The sequence below is a fragment of the Parazoarcus communis genome, from assembly GCF_003111645.1.
GTDB classification, from domain to species: domain Bacteria; phylum Pseudomonadota; class Gammaproteobacteria; order Burkholderiales; family Rhodocyclaceae; genus Parazoarcus; species Parazoarcus communis_A.
The window spans coordinates 610,082-631,366 of sequence record NZ_CP022187.1 but is presented as its reverse complement, the minus strand read 5'-3'; the positions used below and the strand labels follow the sequence as shown (position 1 = coordinate 631,366).

The following is a 21,285-nucleotide window of genomic DNA, read 5'->3' as shown; positions in this document are numbered from 1 at the left end:
TTTTTACCTGAAATGAAACAAAGAAGCTGATTGATGCGATATACGCATTTGTAACAGACTGCACGTCCCTTGAGGCGGACTCAGCCCTGGATAAATCGCCGCACGTGCACAAAGGCTTCGCCGAAGTAGGACTCGTAGGTGTCGCGTTCGACAAAGCCAAGGTGTGGTGTTGCGAGGACCTGTGGGTGTCCTGCGTACAGGCTTGCGCCCGACGGCTCGTCTTCGAACACGTCGAGCGCCGCCTGCGCCGGCCGGCCGGTGGCCAGCGCGGTCAGCAGAACGCCTGGCGCGATCAGCTCGGCGCGGCTGGTATTGACCAGCAGACTGCCACCCGGCATCGCTATCAGGTCTTCGAGGGTGACGATGTGGCGGGTGTCGTCGTTGAGACGAAGCTGCAGGCTCAGCACATCGGCGCAGGCGAAGAATGCGCGGCGATCCGCCATGAAGGTATGACCGGCCTGCTCTGCCGAGGCCCGCGAACCCTCACGACCATGCACCACCACCTTCATGCCGAAGGCCTTGCCGAAAGCCGCGACCCTGGAGCCGATCTTGCCGTGCGCCCACACACCGAGCGTTCGTCCATGCAGCGAACGCCCGAGCTGTTCATTCTCGATGCGGTCTTCGCTGCGCTGCCAGACACCCGCATCAAGTCGGACGGCGTACGGAACCACTCGGCGCGATGCAGCCAGGACAAGTGCCCAGGTAAGCTCGGCCGGTGCAATCGGGTTGCCGGTTCCATCCCTCACGACGATGCCATGCTGCTTGCAGGCGTCGAGATCGATGCACCCGGACAGCCTGCCGGTCTGCACGATGAGCTTGAGATCAGGCAAGGCCGCGATCACCGCAGCGGTAATCGAACTGCGTTCGCGTATCAGCACCAGACAGTGGGTGCCGCGCAAGGCGTCGATGAGCGCGGCCTCGTCGTCGATATGCGTCGTCAGCACATTGAGCTCGGCGCCGACGCCATCGAGCATCCGGGCCGCATCGAGTTCTGAGACGATGCCCTGGTAGTCGTCAAGTACGGTGACCCGGATCATGATGCAGCCTTCCTTCCCATCGTTGGTGTGACATGCGTGATGCCGAGCTCGGCGTAAAGCGGGCGCAGATGAACCCTCAGGTGCTCCAGTCCGAAGCGAAAGCGCAGCGCAACCACAAGCAGCAATCCGCCGGCTGCGAGCAGCGTGGTCTCCGGACCTGCGCGCTCGGCCACCCAGCCTGCCACCAGCCCGCCCGCGGCAGCCGCCCCGAGATTGGCTGCGGTATAGAGCGCCAGCACCCGTCCGCGCAGGCCCGCAGGCAGAATGGTCTGCAGGATGGTGTTCGTCGATGCGTTGCTGGCAATCATGCCAAAACCCAGCAGAAACAGCAGCAGACACGCGAGCCAGGCGGCGTCAGTCAATGCGAATCCGCACAGCGCACAGGCAGCAAGCAGATTTGCACTCGCGATGGTGCCGGTGAGACCGCGAACCGAGTGCCTCGTCACCAGATACAGCGATGCCCCGAGCGCCCCCGCCCCGGCGCTGCCCAGCAATGCACCGAGCATGTCCGGTCCACCATGAAAGACGTCGCGGGCAAAGGCCGGCATCATGGGCAGATAGCTCGCGGCGAGAAAGTTGAGCAAGGCGACCTGCAGCAACAGGCCGCCCACCGGCACGCTGCCGCGCACGTATTCAAAACCTTCGCGCAGCGCAGAACCGAAAGGCACGGCGTGCGGACGCTCTGAGGGGGTGTCGATGCTCAGCAGCGCAAGGATCACGCCGACGAAGGACAGGCCATTGACTGCAAAACAGAACGCCTCGGAGCTGAGGCCCAGCAACAGGCCGGCCAGCGGCGGCCCGATGAAGCGGGCAAGGTTGAAGGTGAGCGCATTGAGCGCAATCGCATTCGGAATATCCTCGCGTCTGGCGACCAGTTGCCCGGCAAGCGCGTGGCGCAACGGTGCATCGAAGCTGTTGAGCACCCCGAGAACCGCCGCGGCGACCAGGATCACCCAGGGCTGAATCAGGTCGAGGTAGGTGAGCGCGGCAAGCGCCACCGCCTGTACCAGCATCAGGCTCTGAATGACGAGCATCAGCCGCTTGCGGTCGGCCCGGTCGATGATGATGCCCACGAAAGGTGCGAGCAGGAGTTGCGGCGCCTGGCTCAGAAACGCCACACCGCCGAGCAGTGCGGTGGAGTCTGTGAGCCGATACACCAGCCAGCCCAGCGCAACCTGCTGGATCCAGGTACCCAGCAGCGACAGCGACTGGCCCAGAAAGTAGCGACGATACGCGGGGCTTTGCAGCGCGCGCCAGGACGACCTGCGGAGCGATTCCGTCCGCGCAGGCGGTGGGTCATCCTGGCGCGTGCGCATTACTCGCTACCCACGCCGACCGGGTTTGGCCGACGTCTCTCGATCGCCCACTTCAGCAGCGCAGCGCTGCGGTAGAAGCCGTGGCCGAACTTGCCGTAGGGCATGGTCAGGAAGAAGGCCATCACCACGCCAAGATGCACTGCCAGCAGCAAGCCCATCGCGCCCGTTTCGCGTCCGGCAAGGAGCACCAGCCCCGTCAGACTCACCATGAACAAGAGCACGATGAAGGCCCGGTCCATCGGCTTCTGTGCCGCATCGCCATGCTCTGGATGACGCTTCAGGTTGAGCCACAACAGGCCGGCCGGACCGATCAGCAGGCCGATCCCGCCCACCGTGCCGAGCAGCACCGGCAAGCTGGTGTAATCGTAGGGCGCTTCCCAGCCGAAGAAATAGTGATACACCGTGGCCAGACTCGTCGCTGCGAAGCACAGCATGAAGCCGTAGAAGGTGAAATGGTGGAAGCGCCGGCGCATCAGGGTGAAGGCGTCGTTTTCGTTGTTGCAACCCAGGCCGTGACCACCATCCAGATACTTCAGCCGCAGCACGTCATGCGTGGTCTCCGCGATCGCGGCACCGCTTGCGCTGCCGGGCGACACCTCGCGCCAGAAGCGCGCAACCCCGATTCCCAGTGCCAGCACTGCAAACAGGAACACCGGTGCGAACATGCCCGCCAGCAGGTTGTGCGGAAAAATGGCGTAAAAGTTGCCCGCCAGCGGTTCATGGAAGAGTCCGCCCTTGAGCACCATTGCCAGCACCAGGAACAGCGCCAGACCACCCGCCAACGCCATCGCCACGGTCACGCCATTGTTGCGGTAGAGCTTGCCGAAGCCCGCTGGCCAGGCGTAGTCGGAGTAGGTCGTCGCCCTCACCTTCGCCATCGCCTGCGGCACGTTTACCGCAAACTCGTGCGGCGGTGCGTACTGGCAGGCATGCAGGCAGGCACCGCAGTTGTGGCACAGGTTTGCGAGGTAATGCACATCGGCCGGCTCGAAGGCCAGGCGACGCGTCATGGCCGGAAACACCGCACAGAACCCTTCACAGTAACGGCAGGCGTTGCAGATCTGCATGATGCGCCCCACTTCCTGCTCGGCCGCGCTGGCGATCGGGATCACCCGCCCCATGGCCAGCTCGCTTGCCTCTTGCGCCAGTGCTTCAAGCCGCTGCATGTTCAACTCCTTGCTTCTGCGCTGCCGCTGCAGCGTGGGCGCCGGCGATGCGGCCGAACGCGGTTCCGATGGTCATGCCGACACCGGCGGTGTAGCCCTTGCCGAGGACGTTGCCGGCCATCATTTCGCCGGCGACGAACAGGTTGGTGCTGGGTACGCCGGAAAAATGCACGGCCGACGCCTCATTCACTTTCAGTCCGAGATAGGTAAAGGTGATGCCGGGCCTGAGCGCGTAGCCGCGGAACGGCGGCTTGTCGATGGGCAGGGCCCAGTGCGTCTTGGCCGGCACGACTCCCTCGGTGTGACAGTCGTCGAGCACGGTGTGGTCGAAGGTGCCGATGCGGCAGGCGGCGTTGTACGCGCGCACGGTGCGCACGAAAGTGGCCTCGTCGATGCCGAGCTTGCGCGCCAGTTCCTCGAGCGTACTGGCCGTCTCGCCCGGAAACACCGGCGGCATGAAGCGTCCGTTGGCCTTGGCATCGATCACCGAGAAGCCGATCTGCCCCGGCTGCTGCGCCACCAGACGGCCCCAGATGGCATAGCGCTTGGGCCAGAAATCCTCGCCCTCATCGTAGAAGCGCTCGGCATTGCGATTGACCACGATGCCCAGCGAGACGCAGTCGATGCGGGTGCAGATGCCCCCGTCGTATTGCGGCGCGCGTGCATCGACCGCCACACAGTGCGACTGCGACGGGTCGCCGATGCTGTCGGCGCCGGCGTCGATCATGAACTTGAGCAGCACACCGCGATTGAAGCGCGTGCCGCGAATCGCGAAGTTGTCCGCCGGCCACTCGCCGTCGGCATTCTGTCCCCATGCCTCGCGCAGCCATTCGCGGTTGGACTCGAAACCACCGGCGGCCATCACGCAGGCACGGGCGGCGAAGCGTTCCTTGCCAACCCAGGCCGCGCGGAATTCGCCGTTTTCGAGTTCGAGACGCTCGACCGGCGCGTTGTAGCGGATCCGCACGCCCAGGGCTTCGGCGCTGCGGTAATAGGCATTCATCAGCGCCTTTCCACCGCCCATGAAGAAGGCATTGGTGCGGGACAGGTGCAGCGTGCCCGACAGCGACGGCTGAAAATTCACCCCGTGCCTGCGCATCCAGTCGCGACAGCGCGACGACTCGCGAATTGCCAGCCGTGCCAGCTTCTCATCGGTGATGCCGCCGGTGACCTTGAGCAAGTCCTCCCAGAACTCCTCTTCCGGGTAGGCATCGGTCAGCACATCCTGAGGGGCATCGTGCATGCAGCGCAGGTTGCGGGTGTGGGCGGAGTTGCCGCCCCGCCATTCGCGTGGCGCCGCCTCCAGCACCAGCACCGAGGCCCCCGCTTCGCGGGCGACCAGTGCGGCGCACAGCGCGGCGTTGCCGCCACCGATCACCAGCACATCCACCATGTTTGAATCCGATTCAGTCATTTCAAGCACTCCTGTGTCCCCGGGCGCCACCCTGATTCAGGTCGGGCGCCTGCGATGAACGAACTATCTCGCGGACGCGGACGCCTGCCCAAAGCCACTCCGAGATTCGCCTATCTCGAATCGAGATGGATAAGCTCAACCCCGCGCCAGCCGCCGTTCTCGACCAGCTGGTGCACCAGTTTCACGAGCAGGGCGCGGGTTGCGAGCACCGCAGGCGACATCTCGTCCTCGGACAGACTGCACAGCAGATTGGGCCGTGACAGACCGGCATCGGCAAGCTCCACCCAGCGCAGGCGGGCATCCGCTTCGGGCTGACGCGTAAGCGCCGCCCACGGCTGCACGGTGGCACCGATGCCGTGGCGCACCATGTCCATCAGCACATACAGCGAATCGACCTCGGCCACGACCTTCGGCGATACCTTGCAGGCGCTGAAGGCGGTGTCGATCACACGCCGCAGACCATGACGATGCGTCGGCAACACCAGCGGCACGTCCTTCAGCTCGGCCAGGCGGCACGGCAGCGACGACTCCACCGCCGCGCTGCGGATCAGCAACAGACGCTCGTTGAGCAAGGGCCGCACACTCCAGCGCCGGCCGTGCTCGCCGTCGAACAGCACGGCCATGTCGAGCTCACGGGCGTTGAGCATCTGGCCGAGATGGCCGGACATGGCTTCAACCAGGCGGATGCGGATATCCGGGTACTGCGCCCGCATCGCATCAATGAGCGCAAAACCGAGCACCCCTGCGCTCGTCGGCGCCAGCCCAACGCTGACCAGACCCGACAGGCGCGACGCCTGCGCGGCGTGTGCAGCCTCTTCGGCATGGCGCAAGCTCAGCTGCGCATGGGCGACGAAGGCCAGCCCGGCCTCGGTCGGCTCCACCCCCCAGCTCGTTCGCTGCAGCAGGCGCGTGCTGAGTTCGCTCTCGAGCTTCTGGATCTGCAGACTGATGGCGGACTGCGCAACGCCGAGATCGAGCGCGGCCTGACTGATGCTGCCCAGCTCGACCGTGCGCAGCAGGTAACGCAACTGCCTGAGTTCCATCGCACATGGCTCCATGTGTGCACAAACGCAATGGGCATGGCGCAGACGCCATGCCCGAAATCAGCAAATATCAGTTCTCGCTGAGAATCGCCACCGGCGCCAGCTCGTCGCCGGGCGCCTCACTTGTTGGAGGCCGCACGGTCTCGGGCACAGGCCCGGTACGCGCGCCAAGCACCGGATCGACCAGGGTCGGGCAATCCAGTTGCCAGCGTGCGAGGCGATCCACGAGCGAAAAGCCGCCGCTCATCACGACTACTGAGCCGCCGCGCGGGCAAGCACCTTGTCCACCATCACCCCGGCCTGGCCGAGGTAGTTCGCCGGATCGCACAGCTTTGCGAGCGCATCGCGGTCGAGGTGAACCTTGATCTCCGGGTGTTCGGCGAGGATGTCGAGCAGCGGACGGTTGGTCCCGATCGCTTCACGGCACAGGTCATAGACCAGGTCGTGTGCATATTCGCGACCGATGTAGGGACCGAGGCCCATCATCACCGCCTCCGACATCACCAGGCCCTTGGTCAGGTCGATGTTGGAGCGCATGTTGCCCTCGTCCACTTCAACCCCCTCGAGCACGAAGCGGGTCTGCTTGAGCGCACCGGCGAGCAGGCAGAAGGCCTCCGGCAAGGCGATCCATTCGATCTCCCACGGGCCGGTCGAGCGTTCATGGTCGGCGATCATCGCGTCCATCAGCGCAGCAGCGTGCTGGCGCACCACCGACACCGCGGCGTGAATGTAGCAGCTGGAGATCGGGTTGCGCTTCTGCGGCATGGTGCTGCTGGAGCCGCGACCGGGTGCGAAGGGCTCGTACACCTCGGCGACCTCATGCTGCATCATCAGCTTCACGTCCATCGCGATCTTGCCCAGCGAGCCGCCGACCAGACCGAGGAAGGCGCCGACTTCTGCGATGGTGTCGCGCACGGTGTGCCAGGCAATGTCCGGCTGCGCCAGCCCCAGTTCGGCCATCAGGCCGGCCTGGGTTTCCATGGCACCGGTCTCGATCGAGGCCAGCGTGCCGCAGGCACCGCCGAACTCGCCCATCAGCACGCGCGGGCGCAACTGGTTGAGACGTTCGCGGTGACGCTCGATGCCGGCCAGGATGGCAGCGGTCTTGAAACCGAAGGTCACCGGAATCGCCTGCTGCAGGTTGCTGCGACCGATTACCGGCGTATCGCGGTAACGCTTCGACAGCGACACCAGTGCGTCGGAAATGCCCTTGAGCTCACCGTCGATGATCTCCAGCCCTTCGCGGATCTGCATCACCGTTGCCGTGTCGGTGATGTCCTGGGTGGTTGCGCCCCAGTGGCAGTACTCGCCGAGCTTGTCACGGCACAGGGCATTGAGCTGCGACACCACGCCGAGCACCGGGTAGCCGATGCGCTCGGTCTGCTCGCGCAGCTTGTCCATGTCGATCTTGTTGATGTCGCAGTTGCTGATGATCTCGTCTGCGGCCTCCTGCGGGATGATGCCGAGACGGCCCTGCACGACCGCCAGTGCGCGCTCGATGTCGAGGTATTTCTCGGTGCGGTTGCGGTCGGACCAGACCTGACGCATGGCGTCGGTGCTGAAGATGTTGCCGAAGATCTGTGAGTCGATGATGCTGGCGCCCATGATGGATGCTCCTCGAAATCTGTTTCTGAATGTGGAAATGCGTTGGGTCGTCGTGTTGTTCAGCCGTGGGTGCTGCGCGCAAGAATTGCCTGCGCCTTGAGCACCACCGGCCGGTCGATCATTTTTCCGTCGAGCTGAACGGCCCCCTCGCCGCTTTCGGCAGCGGCCAGCACACGTTCGGCCCAGTTCCGCTCCTCCGCAGAGGGCAGACAGGCGGCATGAATCACCGCCACCTGTCTGGGATGGATGCACAACTTGGCGCCGAAGCCGAAGGCACGCGCGAAGGCCAGATCGGCCCGGATGCGCGCCTCGTCGTCCAGTGTCGGCGTGACGCCGGCGACCGGCGAGGCGATATCGGCGCAGCGAGAAGCGATGGCGATCCGCGACGACGGATAGATCAGGCCGAGGTCGTCGCCTGAAAGGTCGAGATCGACGCCGTAATCGAGCGTGCCGAAGACCAGGCGCTGCACCCCGCCGGCCGCGGCGATGCGGTCGACGTTGGCCACGCCGCGGGCGGACTCGATCAGCGGCAATACCTTCACCGCCGCGCCGGTCGCACCGACCAGCGCATCCACCTGCCCCGGAGACTCGACCTTGGGCAGCATGACGTGGACGATGCCGAGCGCTTTCATCAGCGCCACATCGTCGGCAAAGCAGGCCGAGTTCGTGTCGTTGATGCGCACCACGACGCGCGCAGCCGCTTCCGGGTGTGCCGCGATCCAGTCGGCGATCGCGTTGCGGGCCAGCGCCTTGTCCGCCGGGGCCACGGCGTCCTCGAGATCGAGCACGATGGCGCCAGCCCCTGCGGCACAGGCCTTGTCGAAGCGTTCCGGACGGTTGCCCGGAACGAACAGGTAGGTGATCGGGAGTGTCATCGCATGCCTCCTGCGCGCGCTCAGATCACGCCGGCGCTTTTGAGCGCAGCGATGCGATCTTCCGGGTAGCCCAGGCCGGCCAGAATGGATGCGCTGTGTTCGCCCAGCGCCGGCACCGGGTCCATGCGTGGCTCGCACTCCTCCCACGATCCTGGCGGCAACAGCGCCGGCACGACGCCTGCCGACGTACCGACCTCACGCCAGCGCTTGCGCGCCTTGAGCTGGGGGTGATCCCACACCGCATGCATGTCGTTCACATGGGCATTGGCGATCTGGGCCGCCTCCAGGCGCTCGATCACCTGCTCGCTGCTCAGGCTGGCGAAGGCATCGACGATGATCTGGCGCAGTTCGGCGCGTGCTGCGCTGCGTTTTGAGTTGCTGGAGAAACGCGCTTCCGCGGCGAGCTCGGGACGCAGCAGAACCTTGTCGCAGAAGGCCGCCCACTCGCGCTCGTTCTGCAGACCCAGCATCACGACCTTGCCATCGCCGGCCGGGAACGGGCCGTAGGGGTAGATCGTGGCATGGCTCGCGCCGGTGCGTGGCGGGGGCGACGCGCCGTCGAATGCGTAATAGAGCGGATAGGTTGTCCACTCGACCAGGCTCTCGAGCATCGAGATGTCGAGGTGCTGGCCGCGGCCGGTTTTCTGGCGCTGCAGCAGTGCGGCAAGGATATTGCTGAAGGCGTACATGCCGGCCGAGATGTCGGCAATCGAGGGGCCGGCCTTGGAGGGCTCGTCCTCGGTTCCGGTCACCGACAGGAAGCCGGACTCGCTCTGAATCAGCAGGTCATACGCCTTCTTGTCGCGATACGGGCCGTCGCCGCCGTACCCAGAGATATCACAGACGATGATCTCCGGCTTGAGTGCGGACAGATCCGCATAGGACAATCCGAGCCGCGCCGCCGCGCCGGGCGCGAGGTTCTGCACCACCACATCGGCCTCTTCGACGATCAGGCGCTTGAGGATGGTCTGGGCTTCCGGATCCTTGACGTCGAGCGTAAGGCTCTCCTTGGAGCGGTTGGTCCAAACGAAGTGCGATGCCAGCCCGCGCACGCGCTCGTCGTAGCCACGGGCAAAGTCGCCCACGCCGGGACGTTCAACCTTGATCACCCGCGCGCCCAGATCCGCCAGCTGGCGGGTGGCAAAGGGCGCGGCAATCGCATGCTCCAGGGTAATGACGGTAATGCCTTCAAGCGGTCTCATTTCGCATTCCTCACTTGATCACCGCGGTGGCGTCCATCGTCAGCCAGCCCTCGTGATCCTTGGCCCACAGCCGGAAGGTCTTGCCGTCAGGCAGCGGTTCGCCGCAGACGAAGAAATGGTTGATGTCGAACACCGGGCGCACGGCGCGGAACTCGTAGCTGGCAAGCTCGGCATCGGGCAACTGGTGACGCAGCAGGTCGAGCAGCATGGTGGCGACCATCGGACCGTGCACGATCAGGCCGGGATAGCCCTCGACTTCGGTGACGTACTTGCGGTCGTAGTGGATGCGGTGACCGTTGAAGGTGAGCGCCGAGTAACGGAACAGCAGCACATCGTCCGGCACCCACTTCTTTTCCCAGGCAGCACTCGTCGGGGCAGCCTTGGGCGGCGGCGCGACGTCGTCGGGCCTGGCCGCTTCGCGATAGACGATGTCGTGAAACTCGGTCAGTGCGATATCGGTTTCGCCTTCGCGGCGGATCTCGTGGCGCACCTTGACGAACACCAGCGGGCCGGTGCGACCGCTCTTCTCGCTAACATCGTGGATGGTCGAGGTGCGCGTCATCACGTCGCCGATTCGCAGCGGCTTATGGAAGGTGAATTGGCTGCCAGCCCACATGCGGCGCGGCAGCGGCACGGGAGGCAGGAAGCCACCCCGTTTCGCGTGACCGTCCGGGCCGATCTCGGACTGGCGGTGCAGTGGCAGAAAGTACAGCCAGTGCCACAGCCCGGGCAGTGGCGTGCCAACAGCAGGACGCTCTGCCGGGCGGTCGAAGGTTGCCGACAAGGCGGCGTAAGGGGTGGCGGTGGCGATGTCGGAGACTTCTTCCGAGCGTCCGATCCAGTCCTTTAGGTTCATGGTGTTACGTCCTCCGTCGGATTTCGGGCGGAGCACCTGCCTGTCGCCCGCCAATGGGGCTGACGGACAGGTGCGGGATCACAAAAATGTGGCTGAGACCTGGTAAGCAGGCGGGCTTACTTGAGCGGCCACGGCATTTCCACGTAGTGCTGCAGTACGCCCGCCGGGAAGTCGAGCGTCAGGTAGTGACCAAGCGTGCTCATGAACGCGATGCAGAGCCCCGTGTAGAGCAGGCTGCGCGCAACACCGAGCTGTGTGCGCACCATCAGGAAGCTTGTGATGAAGATCGCGATCGAGATGATGAAACCGAGCACCGAGGTCATCCCGAAGAGGAACACGAACCAGCCCACGGACGGCCAGACAGTGGTGCCGTCGTCCGCGCCCTTTGCCTTGGCAGCCACCTCCTGGTCGAAATGTGCGCTGTGTCCCGGCTTGCCAACGACGAGCATCATCACCATGTAGCCGCTGAAGGCGACCATCAGTGCCGAGGTGTAGAAGGGAAACACCGATCCCAGGAAACTTAACGGTGCGCTGCTCATCACGCCGTAGAGGAAGGTCGCCAGCAACAGCACGGCAAACACGATCTGCGGACGACGCTCCGCCTTGTCGGCGCCGCCGAGCACCGGCCGATCGGTTTCCTCGCCGCGGGCCTCCTTGGTAACCGCACCTTCTTCGGATACCCGGCTGCGCAGGGCCATCAGCGTGGAGGCGATGGTCAGGCCGCCGATGATCAGCACGCCCGGACGCTGGACGAACTCCCAGCCGTAGAACTGAAGCGCCTGATACAGATAGTTCTCAGCCTGGCTCGAGAGCACGAAGCCGATCAGGAACGCAGGCCGCGGCCAGCCGAAGCGGCGCAGGAAGATACCGACGATGCCCACCGCGAACAGCACCAGCAGATCGGTCAGATCGCGCCGCGCCTGGAAGGCCGCGAAGCAGATGATCATGATCATGAAGGGTGCGATCAGGTTGAAGGGCACGAAGGTCAGTCGCGCAATGGGCACGGCAAGGAAGAAGCAGATGGCAGCACCAACAATGCTCGAGAGGGCCAGCGTCCAGGCGATGGTGTAGGTCAGCTCCAGGTCGGTGGTGACCATCGACGGACCGGGCTGCAGGCCGAGCAGAACCATGCCGCCGAGGAACACCGCCATGCTGCCTGAACCCGGAATGCCGAACAGCAGTGTCGGCATCAGCGCGCCGCCCTGCAGTGCGTTGTTGGCCGATTCCGGTGCGATCACACCCTTGATCTCACCCTTGCCGAAGTTGGACGTATCCTTGCTGGTCTGCGCAGCGTGACCGTAAGCGATCCAGTCCACCACCCCGCCGCCGAGGCCCGGAATGGCGCCAATGAAGGTGCCCAGTGCCGAACAACGTAGCACCAGGAACCAGTTCTTGAAGGTATCGACCACGCCTTGCAGCCAGCCGGCACCGAGACCGGATTCAGCCGCGATCGGGCGGGAACGGCGGATCAGATCGGCGATCTCGGGAATCGCGAACAGCCCCAGGCCAATGATGACCAGCGGCACACCGTCGATCAGATAATCAATGCCGAGGTCGAAACGGCTCTCGCCAGTCGCGGGGGCTGCGCCAATGGCGCCGACCATCAGGCCGAGACCGCACGCGATGACACCACGCATGATGCTCTCGCCGGCAAGCACACCAACCACCGACAGCCCCAGCAGGGCAAACATGAACAGTTCGGCCGTGGTAAAGGACAGGATCAACGGCTTGGCGACAACGACAAAGCCGGTCAGCATCAGCGCGCCGAACACCCCTCCCAGCAATGACGCCGAAAAGGCGGCGCTCAGTGCGCGGGCCGCCTGCCCTTTCTTGGCCAGCGGAAATCCATCCAGGACCGTGGCCTGACTGGCGCTTGAACCGGGGATGCCCATGAGCACGGAAGTGAAGGTGTCGCCGGTCGGAATTACGGCGACCATGCCCACCAGCATGGCAAGCGCGGAAACCTGATCCATTCCGTAGATGAAGGGCATCAGTAGCGACATGCCTGCAATGCCGCCGAGGCCGGGCAGAATGCCCACGCCAAGGCCGACAACAATACCGAGCAGCATGTAGGCGGCGTGCTCAAACGAGAGCAGGCCGACGAAGGCACTCTGCATGGCTTCTAGCATTGGAAACTCCAGAATTGAGTGGCCGGGGCATCAGAGCGGCCAGCTGCGGCCACCCTGACGCCCGTCAGCGTTAGAAGCGTGTGTTGTACTCTTTCTCGAGCAGCGCACGGACCCAGTCCCGGGCCTTCGGATCAATCGTCGTGCCTTCCTTGAAGAGCGACTCGCCGGCCTTGTCGGTCACTTGCTCGTAACCGCCAAGCGCCTCGTCTTTTGCGGCGATGTACTCGGGGTCGAGCTTCATCTTGCGCACCGCCTCACGGTAGGCCTCGACGATGGCGTCAGGCGTGCCCTTGGGCAGTACCAGCAGCTTCTGGGCAGGGAAGCCCGCGATCAGGAAGGACTTGAACGCCTCCCACTCGGTGCCGGATGGCTTCTTGCCGGTAACGATCTCGATGGCTTCGCCGATGTGCGGCAGATCCGGGAAGTTCGGGTCACGGATGAGCTTGCCGTCGTCGTCCGTGGCGCCCCAGCTGAACAGCGGGACAGCTTTCCCTTCCTGAACGATGGGGAGTGAACTCTTCAGGTAGGCCGACGTGGTCTGATAGTCGATATTGGCTTCACCACGCTCGAATGCGAGGCGACCTTCTCCACGGCTCTTCATGCCGAACACATGGTGCACCTCAAGGCCAAGCAGGCGGAAGCCGAGCAGCGGAACGAGATCGAGCGACGTCGAGCCCTGGCTTCCAAAGATCAGGCGCTGGCCCTTGAGCTTGCCCAGTTCGGCGAGTGACTTCACGCCAAAACTGCTGCTGATATAGGCGACACCGCCGGTCGGCGCAGCCAGCACGACTGTCCAGTCCTTGTAGTCGTACTTCACGCGGGGATCGCCCAGCAGGTAGGGAAACTGCGTCGAACCCGAAGTGCCGAGAATGCTCAGACCATCCGGCCGGGCGCGGGAAGCGAACTGATTGGCACCGGTGATCGAGCCACCGCCGGGCTGGTTCTTGACGACCACGGTCGGCTTGCCGGGGAGGTGCTTGGACAGAAAGGGAGCGTTGAAGCGGGCCCAGGTATCGGACCCGCCACCGACGCCAAACGGCATGACGAACTCGATGGTCTTGTCGGTAAAGTCGACTGCACCGGCCATGGCCGGCACGGGCGAGATGAAGGCGGCAGTCGCAAGGGCGACGGACATGCCGAGGAAATTGCGGCGATGAATCGTTGTTTTAGTCATGTGTGCTCCTCCTGATGTGGTGTTCAGCTCGTTGCTGTGTTGTGAAATCCCGCGGGCGTGGGGCGCCCGATCTCTGAGGACCTTCGGGTCATGGATGCAAGGAATGGTGAATGCTTCATGGCTTGTCTCTTCACTCTCGGTCGTTATTTTGTCTATCGGAACAGCGGCTCTGCCCTCACGCTGGCAGCGCACCCGGCGGTGCGGCAGCGCGCGCCGGCACCAGGACTTCGCCACTGAGCAACGGCCTTGCGGTCGTCACGACAGTGGCACTGCGAAAAACGGGAATCGGGGCGGCACTCTGCTCTGCCAGTTGCACCTTGAACGTGAGGGTGCCGCTCGGGTGCTCGATCACGATCTGGCCGGGGTGATCGATATCGAGTTCGACGAGATCTTCGGCCACCGAGCCGCCGACATGACAGGCGGCGGACAGTGCCAGCGCCCCCGAGATACCGAACGTGGCGTGGCACCATTTCGGTGAGAAATAGCGCGCTGCAATGCTGCCGCCATGGCGGGGTGAGGCCACGATGGCGATCTTGGGGAGGGCCACGCTTTCGCGGTCCTCGATCCCCATCAGCGTGGCGGCTTCGAGGCGAATCGCTTTCAGCCGGCTGGAAAACGCCGTATCGGCATCGAGTTCCGCTTTGGATTCGTGACCTGTCTTGCCCAGTGCCTCGGCCTTGACCAGGACCAGCGGAATGGCACAGTCGATACAGGTGACCTCGACATCGCCGATCACATCGCGGGCCTTGCCGGTCGGCAGCAGGACGCCGGTGCGGGTGCCGGCGGGGTCGAGGAAGCGCAGCCCGATCGGCGCGAAGCTGCCGGGCACGCCATCGAGCCGGCAGCTGCCTTCGTAGGTGAGCTTGCCGCCGGGCGTGTGCACGGTCACTTCGGCGATCTTGCCGCTATTGAGGTTGAGCACGCGCACCGTGGTGGTCGGCGAAGTCGTTGCGATCAGGCCCGCTTCAATGGCGAAGGGCGCCACGCCGGACAGCATGTTGCCGCTGTTGGGCCGCACATCGACGAAGTTGCGGGCAACCGACACTTGCGCAAACAGATGTTCAAGATCGGCGTCCGGCCGGCTCGACGGCCCGACGATCACCACCTTGCTGCTCTGGCTGTCGCCGCCACCCATGCCGTCCACCTGGCGCAGATCGGGCGACCCCATCGCGGCCAGCAGCAGCCGGTCACGCTCGGCGACGGATGCAGGCAAATCCTGAGCGAGGAAGAACAGGCCCTTCGAGGACCCACCTCTCATCAGAACGCAAGGTATGCTTTTCATCCGTTTGTCTCCTGCACCGTTGGCTGTGCCTGTTTTGATGAATGTTAGGGCGGCACGCAGAAGTACGGAAATGCAATAAATTTTAAGATTATTGCTATCCTTGCATAAGTAGAGTTTTTACTTAGTGTGGAGACACGCAGGATGAAGATCGACTTCGACGGCATTCAGGCCTTTGTCGCCATCGCAGAACTGGGCGGGTTCAGCAAAGCGGCCGAGCATCTGCATGTCACCCAGACCGCCCTCACCCGCCGCCTGCAGAAACTCGAGGCCTATCTCGACCTGCGACTGCTCGACCGCACCACCCGCTACGTGGAGCTCACGGCGGTCGGACGGGAGTTCCTGCCACAGGCGAAGTCGATCGTGGGAGAGGTCACACGGGCGGTCGGCACGCTCAAGGACATGTCGAGCCGAGGCAAGGGCAATTTCACCATCGCCTGCATCCCGACGATGGCCTCACAGGCCTTGCCGGTCGCGATTCGTCGCTATGCCGTCGAGTACCCCGGAAACCGCATCCGCATCATCGACGCGAGCGGCTTCGAGGTGCGCGATGCGGTGCTCCATGGGCAGGCAGAACTCGGCATTGGCCTGCCGACCGACCGCCACCCCGAGCTCGAGGAGCTTCAGCTGCTGGAAGACCCCTACATGTTCTTTTGCCGCGAAGAGCATCCCTTGAGCAAGCGCGAGCATGTGGTCTGGTCCGACCTGCACGAGGCGGACCTGATCGCGATCAGCACGATGAGCGCAAACCGGCTCGCGCTCGATGTGCAGCTGGCAAAGCACGGGATCAACATCTCCGGCCGCTATGAAGTCCGCCATCTTTCAACCGCAATCGGTCTGGTCGCAGCCGGCGTGGGCGCGGCGATCCTGCCTTCGTCCACGCTGGAGGTCGGCGCAAGACCGGGGCTGATCCGCATTCCACTGAAAGGGCCGACGATCAAGCGCAAGATCGTCGTCATCCGCAAGCGCAACACGACACTGTCTCCGGCGGCAGACGCGTTCATGCGCATGTTGTTGCGGGATGGCTATCAGGGCAATACGATCCCGATGCAGGGCACGCCCGCCGCCTGAGCCCCCTGCCGTGCTCAACTCAGCGCCGGAATGAAGCCCGTCAGCTCCATGACCCAGATGATGATGCTGATGGACACGAAAGACGCCACCGTCGCCACCACCAGCGCAGCCGAGCACATGCCCTCAAGTCCGTACTTCTGCCCCATGATGGCGTAGATGCTGAACATCGGCACGCAGGCGATCAGCACCGCGGCGGCCTGCAGTTCGGGACCGATGCCGGGTACCAGCAACACGGCAATCAGCACCGCAGCAGGATGGAGCACCAGCTTGGCCACGGTGATCAGCGTGACATCGGCGACCATTCCTTTCACGCCCATTCCGGCAAGACTGCCGCCGATGACGAACAGCGCCAGCGGCCCCGATGCGAACGACAGCATGTCGACCACCTTGGAAAGCGGCGCCGGCAGCGCCAGACCGAAGAGGGCAAAGGCAAAGCCGATCGCAATGGCCACCAGCATCGGATTCCTGAACAGGCTTGCGAGCGTTCCCCGCAGCATGGCCACAATGCTCGCGCGCTTGTGCCCGGCGCGGTCCGCCATGATGAGCAGCAGGGGCAGCATCAGCAGGTTCTCCACCAGCAGGCACAGCGCCATTGCCACCGAGCCAACCGGCCCCAGCACCTGCACGGCCACCGGCAGACCGATGAAGGCGCTGTTCGACGATGAAGCGCCCATGCCGATGATGACGCTGCTCAGAAAATCGCGCTTGCGCCATTTCAGCGCGAGCAGGATTGCAGCGCCCATCGCAGCCAGCGAGCCGAGGGCATACGCAATCAGGTAACCCGAGTTCATCACCTCGTCAAAGGGACGCTCCGATAGCGCCTTGAACAGCATCGCGGGCAAGGCAAACCGGATGACGAAAGTGCCAAGGACGCGCATGTCCGCGCGCGAGAACAAGGCCGCACGCACGGCAAAGTATCCGAGGCCGATCAGGATGAAGATCGGGCTGGTGATGGAGAGAATTTCGAGCACGCATGACTCCGGCGGCCCCACTGGCCTGCGCCGCCGCGAGGGAATCTGGTAGGTGAAGCGCTGGCGCCGGTACCGGCCCGGGCACATTCTCCACGAGCCCGGCCACGCGCGAAAGCGCTCATGCGCAATGGCTGTTATCGAAATCCGTTATGGGGACCACAACGCGCTGTCCCCACCCTCGACCCGTGCGATGCCGAAGGCGGGGACAGGCTGGGCCGGGCTCAGTCTGCCAGCCGATAATCGAGCCAGGGCGAGCGCGCCAGATGCGCCCGCTCGAAGGCTGCAATCGCATCCGCTTCAAGCAGGGTCTCGCCGATGTCGTCGAGGCCATTGAGCAGACGGTGGCGGCGGAAGGGATCGACCTCGAAGGGAATCGACTCGCCCGACGGGGTCGTCACTGCCTGCTGCTCAAGGTCAACCGTCAGGCGGTAGCCCTCCTCCGCGCCGACTTCCGCAAACAGGCGGCCGACCACTGCTTCCGGCAGCACGATGGGCAGCAGCCCGCTCTTGAAGCAGTTGTTGAAGAAGATGTCGGCAAAGCTTGGCGCAATGATGGCCCGAATCCCGTATTGCTCGAGCGCCCACGGCGCATGCTCGCGCGACGAACCGCAACCGAAGTTCTTGCGCGCAAGCAGAATGCTGGCGCCCTGATAGCGCGCGCGGTTGAGTTCGAACGCAGGATTCAGCTTGCGGCTGGCCGGGTCGATGCCGATGTAGCCGCGATCGAGGTAGCGCCACTCATCGAAACAGAACGCGCCAAATCCGGTGCGGTGAATCGACTTCAGAAACTGCTTGGGAATGATGGCGTCGGTATCGACGTTCTCGCGATCAAGCGGTGCGACCAATCCGTTCAAAATGGCAAATTTTTCCATGATGCCTCCTCAGCCAAGGGTCCGTGCGTCGATGAAATGGCCGCTGACCGCAGCCGCCGCAGCCATCTGCGGACTCACCAGATGGGTTCGGCCACCCGCACCCTGGCGTCCTTCAAAGTTGCGGTTCGAGGTCGATGCGCAGCGCTCACCCGCCGCCAGGCGATCGTTGTTCATCCCCAGACACATCGAACAGCCCGGCTCGCGCCACTCGAAACCGGCCGCCACAAAGATCCTGTCCAGCCCTTCCTTTTCGGCCTGCGCCTTCACCAGTCCGGAGCCGGGCACCACCATCGCCAGCGAAACATTGGCCGCAACCTGGCGACCTTCGACCACACGTGCCGCGGCGCGCAGATCCTCGATGCGGGCGTTCGTGCACGAGCCGATGAAGACCTTGTCGATGGCAATGTCGCCAATCGGGGTGTTTGGCTCCAGCCCCATGTAGGTCAGCGCACGCTCCATGGCTTCGCGCCTGCCCGGATCGCGCTCGGCGGCCGGGTCGGGAATCCGCCCGCTGACGGGCAACACCATCTCGGGCGAGGTACCCCAGCTCACCTGGGGTTCGATTGTCGAGGCATCGATCTCGACAACGTGGTCGAACACCGCGTCCGGGTCGGAATGCAAACCGCGCCACGACGCCACCGCCGCATCCCAGTCCGCGCCGGCCGGGGCATAGGGACGGCCTTTCAGATAATCGATGGTCGTATCGTCCACCGCGATCATGCCGGCGCGGGCACCCGCCTCGATTGCCATGTTGCACACGGTCATCCGCCCTTCCATCGACAAGCCCCGGATTGCACTCCCGGCAAATTCAATGGTGTGGCCGCTGCCGCCCGCCGTGCCGATAGCGCCGATGATGTGGAGAACGATGTCCTTGGCGGTGATGCCTGCAGCCGGCGTACCCTCCACCCGGACCAGCATGTTGCGCGACTTCTTCATCAGCATGCACTGCGTCGCCATCACGTGCTCAACGTCCGACGTGCCGATGCCAAAGGCCAGCGCGCCAAACGCGCCATGCGTGCTGGTGTGCGAATCGCCACAGACGATGGTCGTGCCCGGCAGGGTTGCGCCCTGCTCCGGCCCGATCACGTGCACGATGCCCTGGCGCCGGTCTTCGAGGCTGAAGAAGGGAATCCCGTGGTCGGCACAGTTATCGACCAGCGTGGACACCTGAAGCGCCGAGATCTCGTCCGCGATGCCCTTCGAGCGCGCGGTGGTCGGCACGTTGTGGTCCGGCGTGGCAATTACGCTGCTCGTGCGCCACACCTTGCGCCCGGCCAGCTTCAAACCTTCGAAGGCCTGCGGGCTGGTCACCTCGTGCATGATGTGACGATCAATGTAGATCAGGCAGCTGCCGTCGTCGCCTTGCTTGACGACATGCGCATCCCACACTTTTTCGTAGAGGGTCTTTCCCATTCTCGTTGCTCCAGGTCATGCGTTCCATTGCGGTGACGCAATACTTGCAGAGATGGGAAAGCCTGAATAACGGTCAATTGCCATGCCAGCCATCTCATTCGGAGATGGCTAATACGATTCAACTGTTCCAGGTCGTTGAAGTCGAGAATGCCCGGGCCGTATCCGGGTGGTTTCGTTTGGGACGGTGATCGTGGCTGATAACCCAGGAGTGCGTTCGATTCAGCAGGCGACGGTCGCCATTGAGTGGTGAGTCTTTCTCGACCGGAAGCAGGTCGGTCTGAGCGGTCGTTATGGCCTGTGAGGTAGCTCGTCCGCTACCGGCCGAGGCTGTGTAAAAACGGTCGCTAGGATGTGATATGGGCATTACTAGCAGCGTGATCAGTGGCCATGAAGCGATTCATCGAAGGTGAGAGCCGCACACAGGGGGCGCTGCTGCCTGAGAGGCTAGATGACTTCGTCTCCGAGACCAATCCGGTTCGGGTCATCGATGTCTTCGTCGATGAACTCGATCTGCGCAAGTTGGGGTTCGCTGGCGTTGATCCAGCAGCTACTGGCAGACCGGCCTATCACCCGACGGCGCTGCTCAAGCTCTACATCTACGGGTACCTGAACCGGATTCAGTCCAGTCGGCGCCTGGAGCGCGAGGCGCAGCGCAACCTAGAGTTGATGTGGCTCGTCGAGCGTCTGACGCCCGACTTCAAGACCATTTCCAACTTCCGCAAGGACAATCCGAAGGGGATCCGCGGGGTCTGTCGCCAGTTCGTCGTACTGTGCAGAGAACTGGGGCTCTTCGCCGAAGCGGTGGTGGCAATCGACGGCAGCAAGTTCAAGGCGGTCAACAACCGCGACCGCAACTTCACCAGCGCCAAGCTCCAACGGCGCATGCAGGAGATCGAATCCAGCATCGAGCGTTACCTCGTCGAGATGGATACCGCCGACCGGCAAGAGCCGGCGGTGGCCCAAGCGAAGAAGGAGCGGCTGCAGGACAAGATCACGACACTGGAGGCGCGGATGAAGGAACTCGAGGCGATCGGTGTCCAGCTCGAGAACACGCCCGACAAGCAGATCTCCCTCACGGATCCAGACGCCCGATCCATGAAGACGCGGGGCACGGGCATCGTGGGTTACAACGTGCAGACGGCCGTCGAAACGAAGAACCATCTGATCGTTGCCCATGAGGTGACCAACGACGGTCTGGATCGGGACCAACTGAGCAAGATGGGCAAGCAGGTCCGCAAGGCCATGCGAGTGGACTATCTCACCGCGATTGCCGATCGGGGCTATTACAAGAGTGAGGAAATCCTCGCCTGCCACAAGGCCGGCATCGTGCCCCTGGTTCCGAAAAGCGCGACCTCCAACGCGAAAGCCGACGGCCGTTTCGACAAGTCGGACTTCGTGTATGACCGAGAGAACGACGAATACATTTGCCCGGCTGGCGAGCGCCTGATCTGGCGCTTCACCCGCGTTGAGGCAGGACTGACGATGCATCGCTACTGGAGCTCACACTGTCCGGGATGTTCTATCAAGGACCAGTGCACGCCAAGTGACTACCGGCGTGTCAGCCGCTGGGTGCATGAGGAAGAACTCGAGGTCATGCAGGCCCGGCTAGACCGGGCGCCCGACAGCATGCGTATTCGACGCCGAACGGTGGAGCATCCCTTCGGTACTCTCAAAGCATGGATGGGCGCGACGCATTTCCTGACCAAGGGCCTCGAACGCGTCAGAACGGAGATAAGTCTGCACGTCCTCGCGTAAAACCTGAAACGGGTGATGAAGTTGATAGGAAATGAGGCATTGATGGTGGCGATGAAGGCCTGAAAGGGCCTTTTCGAAGTTCAATTGAGCTGATTTGCCGCCTGCAA

Annotated in this window: 17 protein-coding genes and 1 pseudogene; 2 read left to right on the top strand and 16 right to left on the bottom strand. The window is 63.7% G+C overall.

Annotation, left to right across the window (positions count from 1 at the left end):
* Positions 1 to 80: 80 nt before the first annotated feature.
* The 13 genes from CEW83_RS03000 to CEW83_RS02945 form a co-directional block, all read right to left on the bottom strand.
* On the bottom strand, positions 81 to 1,037 hold the full coding sequence (locus CEW83_RS03000) for a D-2-hydroxyacid dehydrogenase family protein (protein ID WP_234418970.1): 957 nt from the start codon (positions 1,035 to 1,037) through the stop codon (positions 81 to 83).
* Positions 1,034 to 2,353, bottom strand: a complete 1,320-nt coding sequence (locus CEW83_RS02995) for an MFS transporter (RefSeq protein WP_108948019.1) — start codon at positions 2,351 to 2,353, stop codon at positions 1,034 to 1,036. Before CEW83_RS02995 ends, CEW83_RS03000 begins: the two co-directional genes overlap by 4 nt.
* Positions 2,353 to 3,519, bottom strand: a complete 1,167-nt coding sequence (gene tcuB / locus CEW83_RS02990) for a tricarballylate utilization 4Fe-4S protein TcuB (RefSeq protein ID WP_108948018.1) — start codon at positions 3,517 to 3,519, stop codon at positions 2,353 to 2,355. Before tcuB ends, CEW83_RS02995 begins: the two co-directional genes overlap by 1 nt.
* A complete protein-coding gene (gene tcuA, locus CEW83_RS02985; RefSeq protein WP_269807849.1) occupies positions 3,506 to 4,933 on the bottom strand; it encodes an FAD-dependent tricarballylate dehydrogenase TcuA in 1,428 nt (475 codons plus the stop codon). Before tcuA ends, tcuB begins: the two co-directional genes overlap by 14 nt.
* Positions 4,934 to 5,043: 110 nt before the next feature.
* The gene (locus tag CEW83_RS02980; protein ID WP_108948017.1) at positions 5,044 to 5,976 is read right to left on the bottom strand and encodes a LysR family transcriptional regulator; all 933 of its coding nucleotides are present in this window, start codon (positions 5,974 to 5,976) and stop codon (positions 5,044 to 5,046) included.
* Between the two features lie 70 nt (positions 5,977 to 6,046).
* Positions 6,047 to 6,223 carry a hypothetical protein gene (locus CEW83_RS20965; RefSeq protein ID WP_159099369.1) on the bottom strand — a complete coding sequence of 59 codons (177 nt, stop codon included), beginning with the start codon at positions 6,221 to 6,223 and terminating at the stop codon, positions 6,047 to 6,049.
* A 5-nt stretch (positions 6,224 to 6,228) separates the two neighbouring features.
* Entirely contained in the window at positions 6,229 to 7,581 is a 1,353-nt protein-coding gene (locus tag CEW83_RS02975) for a class-II fumarase/aspartase family protein (RefSeq protein WP_108948016.1), read from the bottom strand.
* A gap of 59 nt (positions 7,582 to 7,640) precedes the next feature.
* The gene (locus CEW83_RS02970) at positions 7,641 to 8,456 is read right to left on the bottom strand and encodes an HpcH/HpaI aldolase/citrate lyase family protein (protein WP_108948015.1); all 816 of its coding nucleotides are present in this window, start codon (positions 8,454 to 8,456) and stop codon (positions 7,641 to 7,643) included.
* A gap of 20 nt (positions 8,457 to 8,476) precedes the next feature.
* Positions 8,477 to 9,658: a CaiB/BaiF CoA transferase family protein gene (locus CEW83_RS02965; RefSeq protein WP_108948014.1), complete on the bottom strand. Its 1,182-nt coding sequence runs from the start codon at positions 9,656 to 9,658 to the stop codon at positions 8,477 to 8,479.
* Between the two features lie 10 nt (positions 9,659 to 9,668).
* Positions 9,669 to 10,514, bottom strand: a complete 846-nt coding sequence (locus tag CEW83_RS02960) for an FAS1-like dehydratase domain-containing protein (protein ID WP_108948013.1) — start codon at positions 10,512 to 10,514, stop codon at positions 9,669 to 9,671.
* Between the two features lie 116 nt (positions 10,515 to 10,630).
* Complete coding sequence (locus CEW83_RS02955) at positions 10,631 to 12,643, bottom strand: tripartite tricarboxylate transporter permease (protein WP_108948012.1); 2,013 nt, start codon at positions 12,641 to 12,643, stop codon at positions 10,631 to 10,633.
* A gap of 70 nt (positions 12,644 to 12,713) precedes the next feature.
* Complete coding sequence (locus tag CEW83_RS02950) at positions 12,714 to 13,817, bottom strand: Bug family tripartite tricarboxylate transporter substrate binding protein (protein ID WP_108948011.1); 1,104 nt, start codon at positions 13,815 to 13,817, stop codon at positions 12,714 to 12,716.
* 175 nt (positions 13,818 to 13,992) lie between these two features.
* A complete protein-coding gene (locus tag CEW83_RS02945) occupies positions 13,993 to 15,099 on the bottom strand; it encodes a 4-oxalomesaconate tautomerase (protein WP_108948010.1) in 1,107 nt (368 codons plus the stop codon).
* Positions 15,100 to 15,240: 141 nt separating this feature from the next.
* Here CEW83_RS02945 and CEW83_RS02940 point away from each other — a divergent pair, with 141 nt between their 5' ends.
* Positions 15,241 to 16,167: a LysR family transcriptional regulator gene (locus CEW83_RS02940; protein WP_108948009.1), complete on the top strand. Its 927-nt coding sequence runs from the start codon at positions 15,241 to 15,243 to the stop codon at positions 16,165 to 16,167.
* A gap of 14 nt (positions 16,168 to 16,181) precedes the next feature.
* Here CEW83_RS02940 and CEW83_RS02935 read toward each other — a convergent pair whose 3' ends face one another.
* The 3 genes from CEW83_RS02935 to leuC form a co-directional block, all read right to left on the bottom strand.
* Positions 16,182 to 17,138 (bottom strand): AEC family transporter, encoded by a 957-nt coding sequence (locus tag CEW83_RS02935; protein WP_108951159.1) that lies wholly within the window; start codon positions 17,136 to 17,138, stop codon positions 16,182 to 16,184.
* Between the two features lie 221 nt (positions 17,139 to 17,359).
* On the bottom strand, positions 17,360 to 18,010 hold the full coding sequence (gene leuD / locus CEW83_RS02930; protein ID WP_108948008.1) for a 3-isopropylmalate dehydratase small subunit: 651 nt from the start codon (positions 18,008 to 18,010) through the stop codon (positions 17,360 to 17,362).
* Positions 18,011 to 18,019: 9 nt separating this feature from the next.
* Entirely contained in the window at positions 18,020 to 19,423 is a 1,404-nt protein-coding gene (gene leuC, locus CEW83_RS02925) for a 3-isopropylmalate dehydratase large subunit (protein ID WP_108948007.1), read from the bottom strand.
* 387 nt (positions 19,424 to 19,810) lie between these two features.
* On the opposite strand from leuC, the pseudogene CEW83_RS02920 reads away from it, so the two are divergent.
* Positions 19,811 to 21,241: pseudogene (locus CEW83_RS02920) on the top strand (IS1182 family transposase).
* Positions 21,242 to 21,285 lie beyond the last annotated feature (44 nt).